The 16,488-nt window shown below is 71.2% G+C and carries 17 protein-coding genes and 1 pseudogene; 8 read left to right on the forward strand and 10 right to left on the reverse strand.

Going from position 1 to position 16,488, the window contains the following annotated elements:
- The first annotated feature begins 127 nt into the window (after positions 1–127).
- A complete protein-coding gene (locus tag AB0436_RS14055) occupies positions 128–715 on the forward strand; it encodes a TetR family transcriptional regulator (protein WP_366468097.1) in 588 nt (195 codons plus the stop codon).
- Positions 716–829: 114 nt separating this feature from the next.
- Here AB0436_RS14055 and AB0436_RS14060 read toward each other — a convergent pair whose 3' ends face one another.
- Positions 830–1,951, reverse strand: coding sequence for a peptidoglycan bridge formation glycyltransferase FemA/FemB family protein (locus AB0436_RS14060; RefSeq protein WP_366468098.1), 1,122 nt, complete (start codon positions 1,949–1,951; stop codon positions 830–832).
- 118 nt (positions 1,952–2,069) lie between these two features.
- A complete protein-coding gene (locus AB0436_RS14065; protein ID WP_366468099.1) occupies positions 2,070–2,861 on the reverse strand; it encodes a GNAT family N-acetyltransferase in 792 nt (263 codons plus the stop codon).
- A 141-nt stretch (positions 2,862–3,002) separates the two neighbouring features.
- Here AB0436_RS14065 and AB0436_RS14070 point away from each other — a divergent pair, with 141 nt between their 5' ends.
- The 3 genes and pseudogenes from AB0436_RS14070 to AB0436_RS14080 all read left to right on the forward strand — a co-directional run bounded on the left by AB0436_RS14070 (position 3,003) and on the right by AB0436_RS14080 (position 5,134).
- Positions 3,003–3,833, forward strand: a complete 831-nt coding sequence (locus tag AB0436_RS14070) for a YndJ family protein (protein ID WP_366468100.1) — start codon at positions 3,003–3,005, stop codon at positions 3,831–3,833.
- Positions 3,830–4,297, forward strand: a pseudogene (locus tag AB0436_RS14075) (DUF1990 domain-containing protein); the annotation flags it as partial. The gene AB0436_RS14070 and the pseudogene AB0436_RS14075, both read left to right, overlap by 4 nt.
- A 90-nt stretch (positions 4,298–4,387) precedes the next feature.
- A complete protein-coding gene (locus tag AB0436_RS14080) occupies positions 4,388–5,134 on the forward strand; it encodes a class I SAM-dependent methyltransferase (protein ID WP_366468312.1) in 747 nt (248 codons plus the stop codon).
- A gap of 116 nt (positions 5,135–5,250) precedes the next feature.
- Here the strand turns inward: AB0436_RS14080 and AB0436_RS14085 are convergent, their stop codons facing one another.
- The 6 genes from AB0436_RS14085 to AB0436_RS14110 all read right to left on the reverse strand — a co-directional run bounded on the left by AB0436_RS14085 (position 5,251) and on the right by AB0436_RS14110 (position 10,856).
- The gene (locus AB0436_RS14085) at positions 5,251–6,372 is read right to left on the reverse strand and encodes a serine hydrolase domain-containing protein (RefSeq protein ID WP_366468101.1); all 1,122 of its coding nucleotides are present in this window, start codon (positions 6,370–6,372) and stop codon (positions 5,251–5,253) included.
- On the reverse strand, positions 6,369–7,298 hold the full coding sequence (locus tag AB0436_RS14090) for a hypothetical protein (RefSeq protein ID WP_366468102.1): 930 nt from the start codon (positions 7,296–7,298) through the stop codon (positions 6,369–6,371). Before AB0436_RS14090 ends, AB0436_RS14085 begins: the two co-directional genes overlap by 4 nt.
- Positions 7,295–8,323: a hypothetical protein gene (locus AB0436_RS14095; protein ID WP_366468313.1), complete on the reverse strand. Its 1,029-nt coding sequence runs from the start codon at positions 8,321–8,323 to the stop codon at positions 7,295–7,297. Before AB0436_RS14095 ends, AB0436_RS14090 begins: the two co-directional genes overlap by 4 nt.
- A 56-nt stretch (positions 8,324–8,379) precedes the next feature.
- Positions 8,380–9,114, reverse strand: a complete 735-nt coding sequence (locus AB0436_RS14100; RefSeq protein ID WP_366468103.1) for a hypothetical protein — start codon at positions 9,112–9,114, stop codon at positions 8,380–8,382.
- A 12-nt stretch (positions 9,115–9,126) separates the two neighbouring features.
- Positions 9,127–9,306, reverse strand: a complete 180-nt coding sequence (locus AB0436_RS14105; protein WP_365850694.1) for a hypothetical protein — start codon at positions 9,304–9,306, stop codon at positions 9,127–9,129.
- 317 nt (positions 9,307–9,623) lie between these two features.
- Positions 9,624–10,856: a low temperature requirement protein A gene (locus AB0436_RS14110; protein WP_366468104.1), complete on the reverse strand. Its 1,233-nt coding sequence runs from the start codon at positions 10,854–10,856 to the stop codon at positions 9,624–9,626.
- Between the two features lie 112 nt (positions 10,857–10,968).
- Between AB0436_RS14110 and AB0436_RS14115 the strand changes: the two genes are divergently transcribed.
- Positions 10,969–11,766 carry an inositol monophosphatase family protein gene (locus tag AB0436_RS14115; protein WP_366468105.1) on the forward strand — a complete coding sequence of 266 codons (798 nt, stop codon included), beginning with the start codon at positions 10,969–10,971 and terminating at the stop codon, positions 11,764–11,766.
- A gap of 65 nt (positions 11,767–11,831) precedes the next feature.
- On the opposite strand, the gene AB0436_RS14120 is transcribed toward AB0436_RS14115, so the two are convergent.
- Positions 11,832–12,485 (reverse strand): maleylpyruvate isomerase N-terminal domain-containing protein, encoded by a 654-nt coding sequence (locus AB0436_RS14120; RefSeq protein WP_366468106.1) that lies wholly within the window; start codon positions 12,483–12,485, stop codon positions 11,832–11,834.
- Between the two features lie 554 nt (positions 12,486–13,039).
- On the opposite strand from AB0436_RS14120, the gene AB0436_RS14125 reads away from it, so the two are divergent.
- Positions 13,040–13,513 (forward strand): carboxymuconolactone decarboxylase family protein, encoded by a 474-nt coding sequence (locus AB0436_RS14125; protein ID WP_366468107.1) that lies wholly within the window; start codon positions 13,040–13,042, stop codon positions 13,511–13,513.
- Positions 13,514–13,665: 152 nt separating this feature from the next.
- Here the strand turns inward: AB0436_RS14125 and AB0436_RS14130 are convergent, their stop codons facing one another.
- Positions 13,666–14,841: a macrolide family glycosyltransferase gene (locus tag AB0436_RS14130; RefSeq protein ID WP_366468108.1), complete on the reverse strand. Its 1,176-nt coding sequence runs from the start codon at positions 14,839–14,841 to the stop codon at positions 13,666–13,668.
- A 211-nt stretch (positions 14,842–15,052) separates the two neighbouring features.
- Here AB0436_RS14130 and AB0436_RS14135 point away from each other — a divergent pair, with 211 nt between their 5' ends.
- Positions 15,053–15,604, forward strand: a complete 552-nt coding sequence (locus AB0436_RS14135) for a YciI family protein (protein WP_366468109.1) — start codon at positions 15,053–15,055, stop codon at positions 15,602–15,604.
- Between the two features lie 54 nt (positions 15,605–15,658).
- Positions 15,659–16,465 (forward strand): glucose 1-dehydrogenase, encoded by an 807-nt coding sequence (locus AB0436_RS14140; RefSeq protein WP_366468110.1) that lies wholly within the window; start codon positions 15,659–15,661, stop codon positions 16,463–16,465.
- The last annotated feature ends 23 nt before the right edge of the window (positions 16,466–16,488 follow it).

Below are 16,488 nucleotides of genomic sequence, written 5' to 3' on the forward strand. Positions count from 1 at the left end.
CCTTCCAGAAGGGGAACGAGAGCAGCCCACGTCTGTGACCTACAGTGAAAGTGGAGGGGCCGCCACTTGTGCCAGATTAAGTGGGCGTGCCTCCACTTAGCAAATGATGATGAGGAGAGTGCCGCTGATGGCCCGAGACGCGGAACGCCCACTGAGGGCCGACGCGCAGCGCAACCGGGACAGGATTCTGGCTGCCGCTGTGCGCGTGTTCAGCGAGGAAGGGCTGCATGCTCACTTCGAGCGCATCGCCCGGGAAGCGGGCGTGGGAACCGGCACCCTGTATCGCAACTTCCCCACCCGGGAAGCCCTGATCGAGGCGGCCTACCGGAACGAAGTCGCCCGGCTGTGCGACGCCGCCCCCGCCCTCCTGGCGACGCTGCCGCCCGACGAGGCCCTGCGTGCCTGGACGCGCCGCTTCATCGACTACGTCACCGCGAAATTCGGCATGGCCGACGCCTTGCGAGCCGTCGTCGCTTCCGGATCCGACCCCTACGTCGACAGCCACGAGATGATCCAGAGCGCCCTCTCGGCACTCATGAACGCGGGCACTGCCGCAGGCACGATCCGCTCCGACATCCGCCCGACCGACATGTTCGCCGCCCTCGCCGGGATCGCCCTCACCTCGGCGAGACCCGAACAGCGGGAGCAGGCCGAACGACTCCTCGACCTGGTCCTCGACGGACTGAAAGCCGTGCCACCGGGACCCGGAAGCTGACGGTCCGACCCGGTACGTGTCAGGCCGAGCGCTGAACGGCGGTGGCCGGGCCCCTGTTGGGATCCAGGACGACGGCGGCCACGCTGGCCGTGCGCGGTCCCACGAGGACGTCCATCAGCGGCGGGACATGTAGAGGCCGAGGGCCTTGTGCAGGAGTTTGTTGAGTGGAAAGTCCCACTCACCGAGGTATTCCACGGCCTGACCACCGGCGCCGACCTTGAACCGGAGCAGGCCCAGCAGGTGGTTGCTCTCCTCGAGGGTGTCGGTGATGCCGCGGAAGTCGTAGATGCTCGCGCCGAGCTCATGAGCATCGGACATCATCCGCCACTGCACCGCGTTGTTCGGCTGGACCTCGCGCTTTCGGCTGGTGGAGGCCCCGTAGGAGTACCAGGCGTGCTCACCGACGGTCAGCATCGTCGCCGCTGCGAGTACTTCGCCCTCGTGATGGGCGAGGTAGAGCCGCATGCGGCGGGGGTCCTCCGCCGTCAGCGCGGTCCACATGCGCTGGAAGTAGGCCGGTGGACGCGGGATGAACCCGTCGCGCTGGGCAGTCTCCACGTAGAGGTCGTGGAAGACCGGCAGATCGTCATAGCTGCCGAGCACCACCTTGACGCCTGCCTTCTCGGCCTTCTTGATGTTGCGGCGCCACTGCTGGTTGAGGCCACGCTCGATGTCCTCCAGCGAGCGGCCGGCGAACGGGACTTGGCACACATACCGCGGCTGACCGGCGGCGAAGCCGTCCTCGCCGCCGGGCTCGGTCTGCTGCCAGCCCATCCGCCGTAGCTGGTCGGCGATATCGAAGGCCCGCGGCTCCTGCGCGGTGGCCTCGGCATCACGCAGACGCCTGGCCCGCGGGTCGGCGATCGCGGCCTTGACCGCCTCGGCGTTCCACCGGCGAGCGACGACGGGCGGCCCCATCCGCACCGAGAAGGCGCCCTGGGCCTTCAGATACGTGAGCATGGGCTCCAGCCATCGCGGAAGCTCCGGTGCGTCCCAGTCGATGACCGGGCCTTCGGGCAGATAGGCGAGGTACCGCTTGAGCCTCGGCAACGGCCGGAACAGCACCAGCCCCACACCGGCGAGACGGTCGTTGCCGTCGAACCAGCCCAGACTCTCCGCCCGCCAGTCCGGCTTCACATCACCCCAGGAAGGGACCTGCATGTGACTGGCCGAGGGCATGGCCGTAATGAAGGCCAGATGTTCCTCGCGGGTGATCGCCTCGATGCGGAAGCTCATGTGCGGTGCTCCTTTGCTCGACGCGTCAGCCTACTGAGGCACTGCTGTGCATCGGCCCGACTGCTCCGGCGCGTCGGGGTGGACGCTTCTCCGCGCCGCGGTCCGCCGTTCGGCCGGCTCAGCGTTGGGGTGGCGACCAGACGTAGGGCGTGGTGGTGGTCACCGCCCGGAAGCCGAGTCGGCGCAGGATCGGGGCGCTGTCGTCGGAGGCGTCCACCTGGAGGAACCTGACGCCGCGGGCCACGGCGAGTTCGGCGCGGGCGGCGACCAGCGCGCGGTAGATCCCCCGGCCCCGCCAGGCGGACAGCGTCGAGCCGCCCCACAGGCCGGCGAATTCGGTTCCCGCCCGGAACACCAGCCAGGCTGCCGCGACCACCTCACCGTCCGCTTCGGCGACCATGACGGCGATTTCGTCCGGGGCGGCCGACACGCGGGCGATCAGGTCGTGGCCGAGCCAGCTCCAGTCCTGGCCCCAGACCGCGGATTCCATCGCGGCTATGCGGTGCATGTCGGCGTCCGCGGTGACCTGGCGGACGGCGACGCCGCCCGGCAGAGTCACCGGCGCGGACATCTCCTCGGCGAGGCCGATGAGGACCGTCTCCTGCTCTTCCGGGAGGAAGCCGGCGGCCAGCAAGCGGTCGGTGAGGTCGGCAGGTTGGTCGTGACCGCGAATTTTCCACTCGACCGCCTCGCCGCGGGCGGCGAAGTGGTCACGCTGCCGGGCGATCAGGCGGTCGAGTTCGGCGCCGCGTGCCCCGATGTCGCGCGGCGCGCTGACCAAGCCGCGGAACTGGCCGACAACGCGGAGCAGCGGACCGTCCTGCTCGTACGTCACTCCGGTGGGCGGGTGGGGAGGCGCTCCCCGCATCTGCTCGTCGTAGGCCATGAGCAAGCTGTCGATGTCTGTCACACCTGTGACGGTACGAGGCCGTGGCAACCGCTTTTCCGGACAGGGCGGAGCCGGGACCCGTCGTCGGGCGATCGGGCTTGAACATGTTCAAAAATCCTCGTAGGCTCACGGCCGTTGAACATGTTCAAAAGGGGGGGTCTGATGTCCGTACTGGTCGATCTCATCGTGATGCTCGGCATGCTGATCGTCGTTCCGGTGGGGCTGCGGCTGCTCGACGATCCGCACCTCGGTTCGGTGGGCCGGCTCTGGCCGCTCGCCGCGGCGTCCGGCGCCGCATCTCTGTGGCTGCCGCGCGGCCCCGTCGCGGCGGCCTTCGCCGCCGGGTATGCCGTGGCGACACTGCTGCTCGCGCTCCAGGCTCCGCTGCGACTGGCCAGGACCCGCTGCTCGCTCGCGCCGGCCGAGATCGCGACGCTCACGGCGCTCGTGACCCCGTCCGTCGCAGCGCTGGCCCTAATCGCCGAGCGCGGGGGCCATCAACTCCTCGGCTTCGACCTGCGGATCCTGGCGCTGACCGTGCCGCACTTCCACTTCGCGGGGTTCGCGGCGGCGTTGGTGGCGGGGCTGTGTTGCCGGGCGGCCCCGGGCCCGCTGGGGAGGCTCGCGGCGCTGAGCGTCCCGCTCGGCACGCTGCTCGTCCTGGCCGGGTACTTCGTCGACGACTGGGTGGAGTTGGCAGGGGCTCTGGTGCTGACCGCCGGAATGTGGGCCGTCTCGCTGGTGACCTGGCGCGACATCCGCAGGGCCGGCCCGGACCCGCTCACCCGCACCCTGCTGGCCACCGCCTCGGCGGTGCTGGTCGTGACCATGCTGCTGGCGCTGAGCTGGGCGCTGGGCGAGGCGGCCGGAATTCCCCACCCGACGGTGGCCTGGATGGCCGCCACGCACGGCATCGGCAACGCCCTGGGCTTCGCACTCTGTTCGGTGCTGGCCTGGCGACGCATCAAGGCAACGGAGGAGACAGCCGAATGAGCACGCTCAACTACCGCGAAACCGGCGCCACCCGGCACATCCCGCTGCCGCACGGCTACCACCATCTGCACCACCGCACCCGGATAGGGCGGGGCCGGGACGTCTTCGAGGCGGCGGGTGCGGCCGTCACCACCTGGCGGATGCACCGGCGGTCCGGGGCCCGGGTGGAGGCAAGGAGCTCAGTCGTCGAGACCGGTGCGCACGTCACGGTCTCCCTCGGCCTCGGGCGATTGCGCTTCCACGCCCCGTGCGAGGTGGTCTGGACGGCGTACGGGAGAGAACGGATCGGCTTCGCGTACGGGACCCGCGCCGGCCATCCGGAGTGCGGCGAGGAGTCGTTCCTCGTCGAGCTCGCACCGGACGGAACGGTCTGGTTCAGCGTCACCGCCTTCAGCCGGCCGGGCTGTTGGTACACCCGGCTCGCGGGCCTGCTGGTCCCGGTGCTCCAGCGAGCGTATGCCCGTCACCTCGGGAACACCCTGCGGCGGATGACGGCTCACCGAGGCTGCGCGAACGAGGCGGGCGTGGTGCACGGCCGCCGTACCGTGGGCCGCATGGCTGACGACATATTCGAGCACCCGCGGCTGGCCGCGGTCTATGACCCGCTCGATTCCGACCGCGGTGACCTCGACGGATACCTCGCCATCACGGAGGAGCTCGGGGCGCGCCGAGTACTGGACATCGGCTGCGGCACCGGCGTCTTCGCGTTGCTGCTGGCCGACCGGGGCATCGAGGTCACCGCCGTCGACCCGGCCGGCGCGTCACTCCACGTGGCGCGCGCCAAGCCGGGCGGCGAGCGGGTGCGCTGGGTCCGCGGTGATGCGACGGCCCTGCCCGCGATGCGGGTGGACCTCGCCACGATGACCGGGAACGTCGCCCAGGCGATCGTCGACCCGTCGGACTGGGCCGGGACGTTGCGCGGCGCCCATGACGCCTTGCGGCCCGGCGGTTACCTGGTCTTCGAGACCCGCGACCCGGCGAGACGAGGGTGGGAGGAGTGGAACCGTGCGGAGTCGCACCGGGTTACCGAGATCCCGGGCGTCGGCGCGGTCGAGACCTGGGTGGAGCTCATGGAGGTCGACGGGCCGCTGGTGACCTTCCGTCATACCTGGGCGTTCGCTGTGGACGGACAGGTACTGACCTCCGACTCGACCCTGCGTTTCCGGGAGCGCGACGAGGTGGCGGCGGACCTCGCCGCGAGTGGGTACACCGTCGAGGAGATCCGTGGCGCGCCGGATCGGCCGGGTCGCGAGTTCGTGTTCTTCGCCCGGCGGCCCTCGCTACCGGGAACGGATCAGTAGCGGTGGTTCGGCCAGTGCGGGTCGTCCCAGCGGGCCGGACCGGTGAGGCCGAGCAGCCGTATCCGGTGCAGCGATTCCTCGGGGGCGCCGTGTGCCCGTGTCCGGGATTCGGTCCGTCAGTCGATGTCGCTGAGGAGTGCGTACGCCGTGGCGATGAACGTGTCGCGGAGGAGGCGGACCCGGCGCGTGCACACGGCCGCCACTGCCGTACGGGTGTCGGGGCGGAAGCCGATGAAGGCCTGCTGGCCGGTGGTGGCGCCCGCATGGAAGTAGAGGGGGCCCTGCGGGGTGGGGTGCTGGAACCAGGTGAGGGTGTGGGTGTGGCGATGCCCCTGCCCACGGCGCAGCAGCGGCCGGCGGACCGCGTGCAGCGCGTCGGCCAGCGAGGTGCCGGCCGGCGGGGCGCCGGACGGGTCCAGGTGTGCTTCCAGGTACGTGAGGAGGTCGCCGGGCGTCGCGCGTACGGCGCCGGCCGGCTGGAAGCCGCCCATGGCGAGCCCCGGCACGGGGGTGACGCCGTCCGGGCGGTGCCCGCAGGCGTCCGTACGGGGTGCGTCGGCGGGTGCGCCGGCCCCCGGCGTCTCCGGGTGCAGACGGGTGCCGGTCAGGCCGAGCGGGCCCAGCACATGGTGGCCGAGCAGCTCCTCCCAAGGGGTTCCGGTGGCGGCGGCGAGGGCGTGGCCGAGTACCGAGGCGCCGAAGTTGGAGTAGTGCCAGCGGGTGCCCGGGCGGTGGCGCGGGCGGTGACGGAGGAACGCGGCGACCACCCGTTCGGCGGGGTAACCCCGGTACGGGTCGGTGGACCAGCGGCGGACCGCCTGCGGGTAGAAGTCGGCGGGCAGCGAGGGCAGCCCGGCGGTGTGCGTGATCAGGTGCCGCAGCGTCGCCGTGTTCCGGTCCCGGTCGCGGTCGCGGTTCCGGCTCCGTTCCCGGGGCGCGGTGGCCGGGTGCCCGGCTGCCAGCTGGTCGGCCGCGATGTCGTCGTAGGACAGGCGGCCGGTCCGGACCAGCTCGGCCAGCAGGAGGCCGGCGAAGGTCTTCGACGCCGAGCCGATCTCGTATCGCTGCTGGTCCCGGGGGACGAGCGGGGGAGGAGCGGCGCCGCCGCAGTGGACGGTGCGGTGGCCCCGGCGGCTGACCGCGATGACGATGCCGGGCGCGTCGACGGCCTGCGCAGCGGCGGCCAGGCGGCCCGCCATGCCGGTCCGGGCGCGACCCGCCGTCGCTGTCACCGTCATGACGCGGTCGCGGACGGCGTGGCCAGATCCGTCATGGCGCGGGAGACCGCCAGCGCGGAGGCGAACGCGGCCACCAGGGTCGGGTGGTAGACGATGTCGAAGACCGACTCGGGGTCTCCCTCGGGCATCGCTCCGATGGCGGGCATCGCACCGTCGGGCTGTTGGGCGGCGGCGAAGCCCTGCCAGGCCGTCGCGTCCAGGGTCGGCTCGGGCAGGCAGGCATCGACAACCAGCAACTCGCCCAGCAGGTCCCATCGTTCGAGGTCGAGCCAGTCGTCCAGCCAGACCGGCAGCCAGGTCGCCAGATAGTCCGCAACGGCCGGCGGCAGACCGGACGGGTTCTCGCCCCAGTCGGTCAGGTGGAAGACCGTGTGCGTGATGTCGTAGCCGATGTGGCCCTCCACGGTCCACGGCTCCGGGCTGCGGGCGAGCCAGGTGCGGTCGAACGCCTCGTCCTGCGGAAGGCTGGGTCGCAGACCGTACCGCCGCTCCATGGCGGAGATCCCGAGCCGGCGGTTCGGCATCACCTCCAGCGCCGCCCAACTGCCGAGACGGTGGTTGAGGTGGGCGGCGGTCTCGATGCCGGGGCTGCTGTAGCCGAGTTCCTTGAAAGGTACGTAGACCTCCCAGGGCACCGGCGACAGCGGTTCGTGGCGCTGGCCTTCGACGAGCCTGGCGCCGGAGTCCAACAGTTGGTGCCAGGCGTGGTCCAGCAACTTCCGTGCCGTCGCGGCCTGTTGTGACCCCGCGACGCCCTCGCGGAAGATGACCTTCGTGATCAGGGCCAGCTCCCCGAGCGGCTTGAAGCGCTCCAGCATCCCGACGCCGGGTTCGGGGTGCTCCTCCAGCCGAAAACCGTCCCGGTGGCTGTACAGCCAGTCCAGGGCGCGCGATCCGACACCGTGGATCTGCTGGATGCCGGTCATACGGCGCCTCCGTCCCGACGGCCGGCCATGTCGAAGGCCGGGGACCGGTCGGGGTGTTGGTTGCGGTTGTCGGGGTCTTGGTTACGGGCAGTGGAGTCCATGCGGGCAAGCGTGAGGGCGGCGGCGAAGGCCGTCACCAGCGTCGAGTGGTAGCAGTTCAGGAATGTGCGGGGCGCTTCACCGGCCCGCCCGTCCCGTCCTTCGCCGGCCTGCGGCGGCGGCCCGGTCTCCGGCACCGCCCCCGCCGAGTCCTGCACCGCCGCGATGACCGGCCACCAGGTCTCCACCAGTGCCGCCGGCGGAGGCGCGGGCAGACAGGCGCCGACGGCCAGCAGCTCGCAGCCCAGGTCCCACTGCCCGCCCTCGAAGCAGCCGTCGATCCAGGCCGGCAGCCAGCTGCCGAGGTAACCGGCGACGTCGTGCGGCATGCGGTGGGGTGCGGTGCCCCAGTCGGTGACGTGGAACGCCGCATGCGTGAGGGCGTATCCCGACGCCCGCTCGAACGTCCAGGGCTCGGGCAGCCCGCCGAGCCAGGTGCGGCGCAGCGCCGGTTCCATGTCGGTGTGCAGCGGAAGCCCGATGCGTCGCTCGGAGTTGAGCAGCCCCAGCCTGCGGTTGGCATGCTGCTCGGTGAACGCCCAGCCGCGGGTGGCGGCGATGGTGCCGGCGAGGCGCTCGAAACCCTGGTGCCGCAGGCCGTCCCCGGCGAAGGCCGCGTAGATCTCGAACGGGTACGTGGCGAACGGCTCGGCGCGCAACAGGTCCAGCAGCAGTTCACCCGCACCGGTCTGCTCCCAGGCGAACCGTACGAGCGAGGCGGCGACGGTGTGCAGCCGGTCGCCGGGACCGGTGCGACGGCGGACCGTGGTGCACAGCTGCGCCAGCTCGCCGAGTGGTTTCAGGGTGTGGTTGACGTCCGTATACGGCTCGAGGACGTCAGCGGGGAGCACGAAGCCGGAACGGTTGTCGCACACCCAGGTCAGGGCGGCGCCCGCCACATCGTGCACCAGATCGCGCTGCGCCACCGGATCGCCCTGCGCCGCCCCGGCCCCCGACACCGTTCCCGGGGCTTCGCCCGCCGTCACCGCAGCGATCCCGACCGGATCAGCCTGGCCGCACGCAGATGCAGGGTCACCCGGGCGTCCTGACCGCCCATCAGCTGGACGAAGTCCAGGCCGGCGTCCAGACCGAGGGTGTCCGGCACTCCGTCGAGCGTGGCCAGCCACCGGCCGGCCCCGGCCGCCTGCAGCCAGTCGCGGCGCCGTACGGCGCGGACGAAACCGCGCGCCACATCGACCGGCCTGCGGTTCGCCGCCCGGTTGACCGCCGAGGCGGCGGCGGGCACGGCGAGCGGCGCCAGTACCGAGAGCTGATGGGTGAGCGCCTGCCAGGGGGCCTGTTCCAGCCACCCGGACTCGGGCTCCGCTCCGGTAGCGCTGAACTGCCCCGCCTGCCGGAGGCCTTCCGCCGTTTCCGCCGCTTCCGCACGGGCCAGTTGCCGCAGCGTCGACTCCATGGCCCAGTGGCTCCAGGCGGACGCCGCGGGGGCGCCGGTACGGGGCGGGAATTCGATGACCGCACGCTGCAGTACGGCCACATCACCGGGGTGCGGGTCCCGCCCGTACAGAATGCTCGGCAGCAGCAGGTCCGCTCCGATCACCCTGACGGCGGCGATTCCCGTTCTGTCGTCCTCCCCGATTCCGGCGGCGCCGCACACGGCGGAGAGGTGGTCTTCGCTCTGCAGAGCGAAGACCACCTCGGATGCCAGGTCGTGCACCGCGCCCGCAATGCGGGAGGAAGCGCTTGACTGGTCCATCCGCGTTACTGCTTACGACTTCTTGGGGCGCGGAGTCGGCGGCGAGAGCAGAAGCGACGTGCTCCCGGAGAGAAGCGCGAGCTCAGCGCACTCACGGGAGTCCCGGAAGGTGCCTTCGATCTCACACGGGTTGAGTGCCGCCTCGACATCCGTGTCGAGGCTGGTGTCCGTCAGCGGTTCAGTGGAGTACATGAGCCGTCCCATTCTGTCGGGGTGGGTTCCCTTCCGTCTCAGCTAAACCCAAGGACGGGAACCGCGCAAAAGGAAGAAATCCGGCTCTTGACCCTTCAATTGAATCGTCATTCACGGCCGGCGCGGTCTCGCCGTCCGTGCGCCCGAACAAAGCCCGCTGCGCGGGCGGCGGCGCATCGTGGAGGGGCAGCCCGGCTGACCCGGGCCGCCGAGCCGTGCAGACGTTCGGCGGGGCGCTCGAGATCCGCCCGATCCTCGAGTCCGCCTGAGCGGCGCGGGACGAGCCGAGCCGGGACGTCCGCGCGACGGCGGCGCGATCACGTACTGCGGGCCGCGCGAGTGGCAGGCCGCTTCATGCGGCCGCTCGTACGGCGCCGCACGACGGTCACGTTGACGGCCAGGGTCGCGGCGCAGGCCAGGCCCATGCCCAGCACGGCTCCGCCCAGGCCCAGTACCGGCGGGCTGAATCCCAGGGCCAGTACGACGAGCGCGCCGCCCGCCACCAGCAGACCGTGTCCCACGGCGCCGGTGCCGGTCATCCGGTGCAGTACGCCCAACAGCAGCAGCACGATCGCCACCGGAACGGCCACCGCCAGGCCGGCGGCCTGGCCGGACAGGTGCGCGTGGTGTTCGGTGGCGTCCAGGGCCGCCTCCAGGCCGGCGCCGAGCGCGGCCAGCGCGCCGAAGACGACGTAGTGGCCGTACCCCCACGTCAGGGCGGTGCGCAGGCTGGTCAGGCCGGCTTCGCTGCCGGTGAAATAGATCCACCACAGGGTGAAGACCAGCAGCAGGCCGCCCAGGGCGATCAGCAGGATGGTGGCGGACAGACCGTGGTCGGTCACGGCCGACTGGACGGCCGAGAGGGTGGCGAGGATGATCTCGCCGAGCACGATGATCGTGAACAGCCCGTAGCGTTCGGCGATATGGCCGGGATGCCAACTGGTGGCGTTGCCGCGGTATTCGGCCCAGGCCGGCACGGCGAGCTCCACCGCCACCATGACCACGAAGGTGACCGGTGCCCACACGCCCGTGGCCCAGAGCCGGGCGACCCACCCGGCCTGCGCCACGGCGATGCCCACGGCGTACCGTAGCGCGGCCCTGCGGCCCTCGGGGTGCTCGACGGACGCGCGGAGCCATTGAGTGATCATCGCGAGCCGCATGATGACGTAACCGACCACCACGAGGGCGAAGTCGCCGTCGAACGCGGCGGGCACCCCGGCAGCCAGGACGAGGACGCCGCCCATCTGCAGCAGCGTCAGCAGCCGGTAGGGCACGTCGTCGGTGTCGTAGGCGGAGGCGAACCACGTGAAGTTCATCCACGCCCACCAGATCGCGAAGAACACCGAGGCGTACCCCAGCAGCCCGGAGGCGAGGTGGCCCTCGGCCAGGGCGTGGTGGAACTGAGCCGCCGCCTGCGAGACCGCGACCACGAACGTCAGGTCGAACAGCAACTCCAACGGCGTCGACGCCCGGTGCTCCTCGCCGGGGTCCCGCCCCCGCATCACCCGCCTCAGCGGTCCGGTCCGTTCCGGGGTGTTGCTACCGCTCATCGCGCCTCTCCTGGCAACGGTCCGATCTGCTGTGCGCACATTCTCGCCGCCCGCGCGGCCGGGGCGGCACAAGGGTGCGGGGCGGGCAGGCCGCCCCGATATCCTGCACGGCGTGATCAACTCACCTGCGAGTACTGATGATGCCGACGTCGCGATAGCCGCGGCGCAGGCCGGCGCGGACGTGGTGCGCGACATGTACGGACAGCGGCTGGCCCGCATCGACAAGGGCGCCGGGGACTTCGCCACCGCCGCCGATGTGGCGGCCGAGAAGGCGATCCTCGACGTCATCCGTGCTGCTCGGCCGGGTGATGCGGTGCTCGGCGAGGAGGGCGGGCAGCAGGGTGCGGCCGACTCGGGGCGCCAGTGGTTGGTGGATCCGCTGTGCGGCACGCTGAACTACGCCGTCGGCAACATGCTGGTGGCCGTCAACGTGGCACTGCGCGGCGGGGCGGCGGCGGTGGCCGACCCGTTCAGCGGTGAGATCTTCTTCACCGACGGCGAGAGCGCCCGGGTGCGGCAGAACGGGGTCGACACCCGGCCGGCACCCACCCCCGAGACCCGGTTGGTGGACGTCAACCTGGACCCGCCGTTCCCGGGCGCGCCCGGGTTCCGGGCCGTGGACCTGCTGGCCCACCCCGGGTTCACCGAGCGGTTCCGACCGCGGGTGGTCTCCACGACGCTGGCGTTGACCTGGGTCGCGGCCGGCAAACGCGCCGCGTACGTCACCGATGGCGGTGACCTGTCCGGGAGCGTGCACTTCGCTGCCGGCATCGCGCTGTGCCGGGCGGCGGGCTGCGTGGTGACCGGCATCGACGGCGCCCCGATCGGGCCGGCCGGCCGCGGGCTCGTCGCGGCCGCCGACGCGGAGACCCACGGGCTGCTCATGTCGGTGATCCGCAGCGGACGTTAGCACCGGGTTCCCGACTCAGCCGCCGATGAGCGAGGTTGCCGCCGCTCGAAGGGGAGAGCGGCCCATCAGCCGAGGACGAGCGGGAGTCGCGCGGCCAACGCACCCAGTTCGGCCTTCTCCGCTTCTGCCGGTCCGCGCCGTCCGGTGCCGATCAGCAGCGCGTCCTTGTCGGAGAACGACGAGGGGAACGCCGCACCGGCGATCTCCTCCAGCAGTTCGCGTGACCGGGCGAGCCCCTCGGCGGGCGGTTCCCCCGCATCCGGGAGGTGTGCGGTCAGGTCGAGGTGGTGCAGCGTCCACTCCAGGACGTACGCGGAGAGATAGTCGCCCGCGGTGAGCACCTCATCGCGGGTACTGACCCGGCCCGCCGGGTCCGCGAGTTCGGCGGCGCGACCGGCCGCCGCACCGACGTCGTCGAGGTGGTACCTGAGTAGCCGCGGCTCTTCGTACGCGGCGGCCAGGCGGACGGTCAACGCGTCGAGCGGGTCGTCGCCGGTCGGGGGATCGACGATGTCCCAGTAGGTCACCGCGTTCCGCGTCGGCTTGTCCTCGGCCGGGGTGACGAGGGTGATCAAGACGTCCTGAGCATCGGTGATCAGGTGGCACACCAGGTCCCGCACGAGCCAGCCGGTGCAGCCGGACGGCTGTGCGAAGTCCCTGTCCGGGAGATCGGCGATCACCGTGCGCAACGCTGTCCAACAGCGCGAGAAGAGATCCACGGCCGCAAGCTAGCAACGGCCGGCCTCCGCTGCGACCGATTTCGCCCGCCCCACGACGGTGGAGCTCACCCCGCGATTGACCTCAACCGCGCCTGAGGTTGCACGCTGAGCGCACGACGAGTCCGAATGGAACTGTGATGACCTCCCCTCAGCCGCTGCCCGACGTAAGCCGGCCCGACGCAGGTACCACGCGAAGGAGGCCGGGAACTGGGCACACGCCGTCGCCGAGAGGCTGCGGGACGAGTCGCCCGCAGGCATCAGCGCGGCGCACCTGCTGGTGAGCAAGGACGGGAAGCACGCTCTCCTCTACGCCCTGAGCACCTCGCGCCACAGCTCAGCGAACCTGCCCGCTGCCGCCCGAGGCGGAGTACGCGTGCACGCCCCTCAGTACTACCGGCTGCTCGGGAGCGTGACGGGCGGGCCCGCACGGCACCCGGGACGCCCCCCAGTATGAGACGCACGTCACATGGGAGGCGTGTCATATCTCGCCGAGCTGTCCCGTCAAAGGTGTGTAACCAACACCAACAGCACCAGCGACGACAGAGGAGCTCACCATGGAAGCCCGCTTGAACCTTTTCGGCAGCCAGACCGCGGCCAAGTTCGGCAAGCACCTCGTCTCGGCGGGCAAAGTGCTGGCCGACTCGACGCTGCCGTTCGCGACACAGGAACTGGTGAAGCTCCGCGCCAGCCAGATCAACGGCTGCGCCGGCTGCATCGACATGCACACCAAGGACGCCGCGCACGCCGGGGAGACCGCAGTACGCCTCAACCTGGTCGCGGCCTGGCGGGAGGCCACGGTCTTCACCGACGCCGAGCGCGCCGCCCTGGAGCTGGCGGAGCAGGGCACCCGCCTGGCCGACGCGGCCGGCGGGGTCCCGGAGGAGGTCTGGGCGAATGCCGCCAAGCACTACGACGAGGACCAACTCGCCGCCCTGGTATGCACGATCGCCCTCATCAACTCCTTCAACCGGCTGAACGTCATCGTCCAGCAGCCGGCCGGGGACTACCAGCCGGGCCAGTTCGGCTGACGGAGCACCGCTCGGCCGGGGCGTGCGGCAGGGTTCCAGGGTCTCAGGTCGGCCCGGCGGGTCATCGCCGGGCTCGGGCGGGGTGGTGAAGCGGGCCGCCGCTTCACCACCCCACCCCGGTTCGGCCGCGATCAGCGGTCAGCGGTCAGGGATCAGTCCAGCATCTTCTCGACGAGGTCGGCGGCTCGCATGCTGCCGCCCTCGGCTCGCACGTCGGCACGGAGCCGCGCCGAGCGGCGGGCGACCTCCGGGTCGGCGACGAGGTCGATCAGGGCCGTCCGCAGGGTGTCGGCGGTGGCTTCCGCTGTGTCGATACGGCGGGCCACGCCCAGATCCACCAACTGGTCGGCATTCATGAACTGGTCGGCGGCCTGCGGTACGACGATCATCGGGACGCCGGTGAACAGCCCTTCGCCGCTACCGCCCATTCCGGCGTGGGTGACGAAGGCGTCGGCCTGTTCCAGAATCGCCAGTTGAGGCACCCAGGAACGCACTTCCACGTTGGGCGGGATGGTGCCGAGCTCCCGCGGGTCGGTGTCCCTGCCGATCTGGAGTACGACGTGCCAGCCGGGCAGGTTTCCGTAGGCCGCCAGGCACTGGCGGTAGAACTCCGGCCGGCGTGTGTACGCCGAGCCCAGCGAGACCAGCAGCACCTTCTCCGCATCGGCCGGACGCGTCCAGCCACCCTCCTCCGCCCGCGCGCCGAGACAGGGGCCGACGAATGTCACGGTGTCGGTGTCGACCTGGTCGGCGTGCGGTTGCATCGCTCGGGGGATCAGGGCCAGCGCCTGTGCGGGTCGGTCGGCGAAGGCGTCCATGTCGGTGGTGGACGCCCCGCAGTCGGCGAGCCACTGCGCGAACCGCGCCCGGTAGGCGTCGGCGCCCGGCAGTTGCCACAGGTGTGCTGCGACGTCCTGACCGTAGCCCTCCCAGCCCACGAACGTCGGCGACAGCAGCATGAGGGGCCGGTGCTGCGTCTCGGCGAGAGCTCGCCCCGCGTAGGCGCCGATGTCGTACAGGTAGAGATCCGCCGGATCGTCGTCGTACACGGCGTGCAACTGGGGGAGCACCTGGACGGCGTCGTCCAGGAACAGGCTCATCGCGGCGATGGCGTCGTCGGGCCAGTTGTTGTCGGCGACCGGGAGCACCGAGGTGCACGGGACGAATTCGGCGCCGGCGTCGGTGATCAGGTCGGCCACCGCCGGGTCGTTGGCGTAGCTCACCCGATGGCCGCGGGCCACCAGCTCGCGGATGATCTCAAGGCTGGGCAGGACGTGGCTGACGATCGGGATGCCGACCATCGCGATGTGGGAACGGCGACGGGTCATGGAGGATCACTCGTTTCAGGTCTACGGCGAAAAGGGCATGACAGACCGGTGCGCGTGGGAGCGCACATGGGTATGCGGACGGACGCGGGGCGTTGCCCCGTCCGTGTCAGCCGTAGATCTGGTAGAGGTGCATGCCCACGACCCTATCCCGGCTCCGTGGTCCCGCGCACCGCGATTACGACGGCGGCCTCCGGTAAGCGACCCTGTAGGCATGGAGTTCCTCTGCTACCACCGCGACCGGCCCGGCTCCGTAGCGCTGCGCGACGAGCTGTCGGAGAAGCATTGGTCCTACATGGACCAGTATGCGAAGGAGATGATCGCCCGGGGCCCGACCTTCGCCGATAGCGGCGATACGCCCACCGGCAGCCTGCACATCGTCGACCTGCCGGATACCGCCGCTGCCCGGGCCTTCGCCTTCGACGAGCCCAACTACCAGGCCGGCGTGTACCGGGACGTCCTGCTGCGCCGGTGGCGCAACGTGCTGGGGCGCACCATGTGGGACTTTCCCGGTGGCCGCAGTGGCGGAAACCGGTACCTGGTGCTCGGTCTCGGCGCAGGGCGGACCGCCGACCTCGCCGTGCCGTCCTGCCGGGACGACCTGATCGCGTACGGGCCGCTGCTGTCCGACGACGGCACCAGCTGGCTCGGTACCGCGGTGCTGGTCCGGGCGCCGGACCCGGACGCGGCACGCGCCGTCCTGACCCCGGACCGGTACGCCGACATCGATGTCCACGACTGGCAGTTCGGCGGGCGGCCGCAATGAGGACCAACAGCTGGCGCCACAAAGGTTGTTGACGCCGCGACATATGCTCGGGCCATGACCGAACGGGAGAACACGCGAGGACATCGCGAGGGCATGCTGACGGGCCGAGTCGCGATGATCAGCGGGGCGTCCAGCGGGATCGGCGCGGCCGCCGCCAGGCTCTTCGCGCAGGAGGGCGCGGCGGTCGTCATCATGGCGCGCCGTGCCGACCGGCTCAAGACGCTGGCGGAGGAGGTCACCGCCGCGGGTGGCCGCGCACTGGCCGTCCCCGGCGACGTCACCGACTCCGGTGACGTCCGGCGCACGGTCGAGGCGGCCGTGGATCGGTTCGGGGGCCTCGACTGTGCCTTCAACAACGCGGGATACGCCACCATCGAAACCGCCCTGCACGAGACGGACGACGAGGTGTACGACCGCACGATGGACATCAACGTGCGGGGGGTGTGGAACTGCATGAAGAACCAGCTGCCGGTGATGCTGGCCTCGCGTACCGGCGGGTCCATCGTCAACACCAGGAGTACGGCGGGTCGTTACGCCACCGGGGCCTCCGTGCCGTACGTCGCGGCCAAGCACGCGGTCCTCGGCATCACCCGGGCGGCCGCGGCCGAGTACGGGGAACAGGGCATCCGTATCAACGCGCTCGTCGTCGGCACCACCCGCAGCGAGATGATCGACCGGGCGGTACTCCAGGTACCGGCGCTGGAGCAGGCGTTCATCGCTCCGCAGATCCAGAAGCGGATGGCCGCGCCGCACGAGATCGCGGAGGCCGCGGTCTGGCTGTGCAGCGACCGCGCCTCCTTCGTCACGGGCACCGCGATGCCCGTCGACGGCGGGATCTCGGCCCAGGCGAAGGCGGGTTGACGGCGGGGGCGCACTGCCCGTGA

This window comes from Streptomyces sp. NPDC051322 (genome assembly GCF_040689485.1).
Taxonomy (GTDB): domain Bacteria; phylum Actinomycetota; class Actinomycetes; order Streptomycetales; family Streptomycetaceae; genus Streptomyces.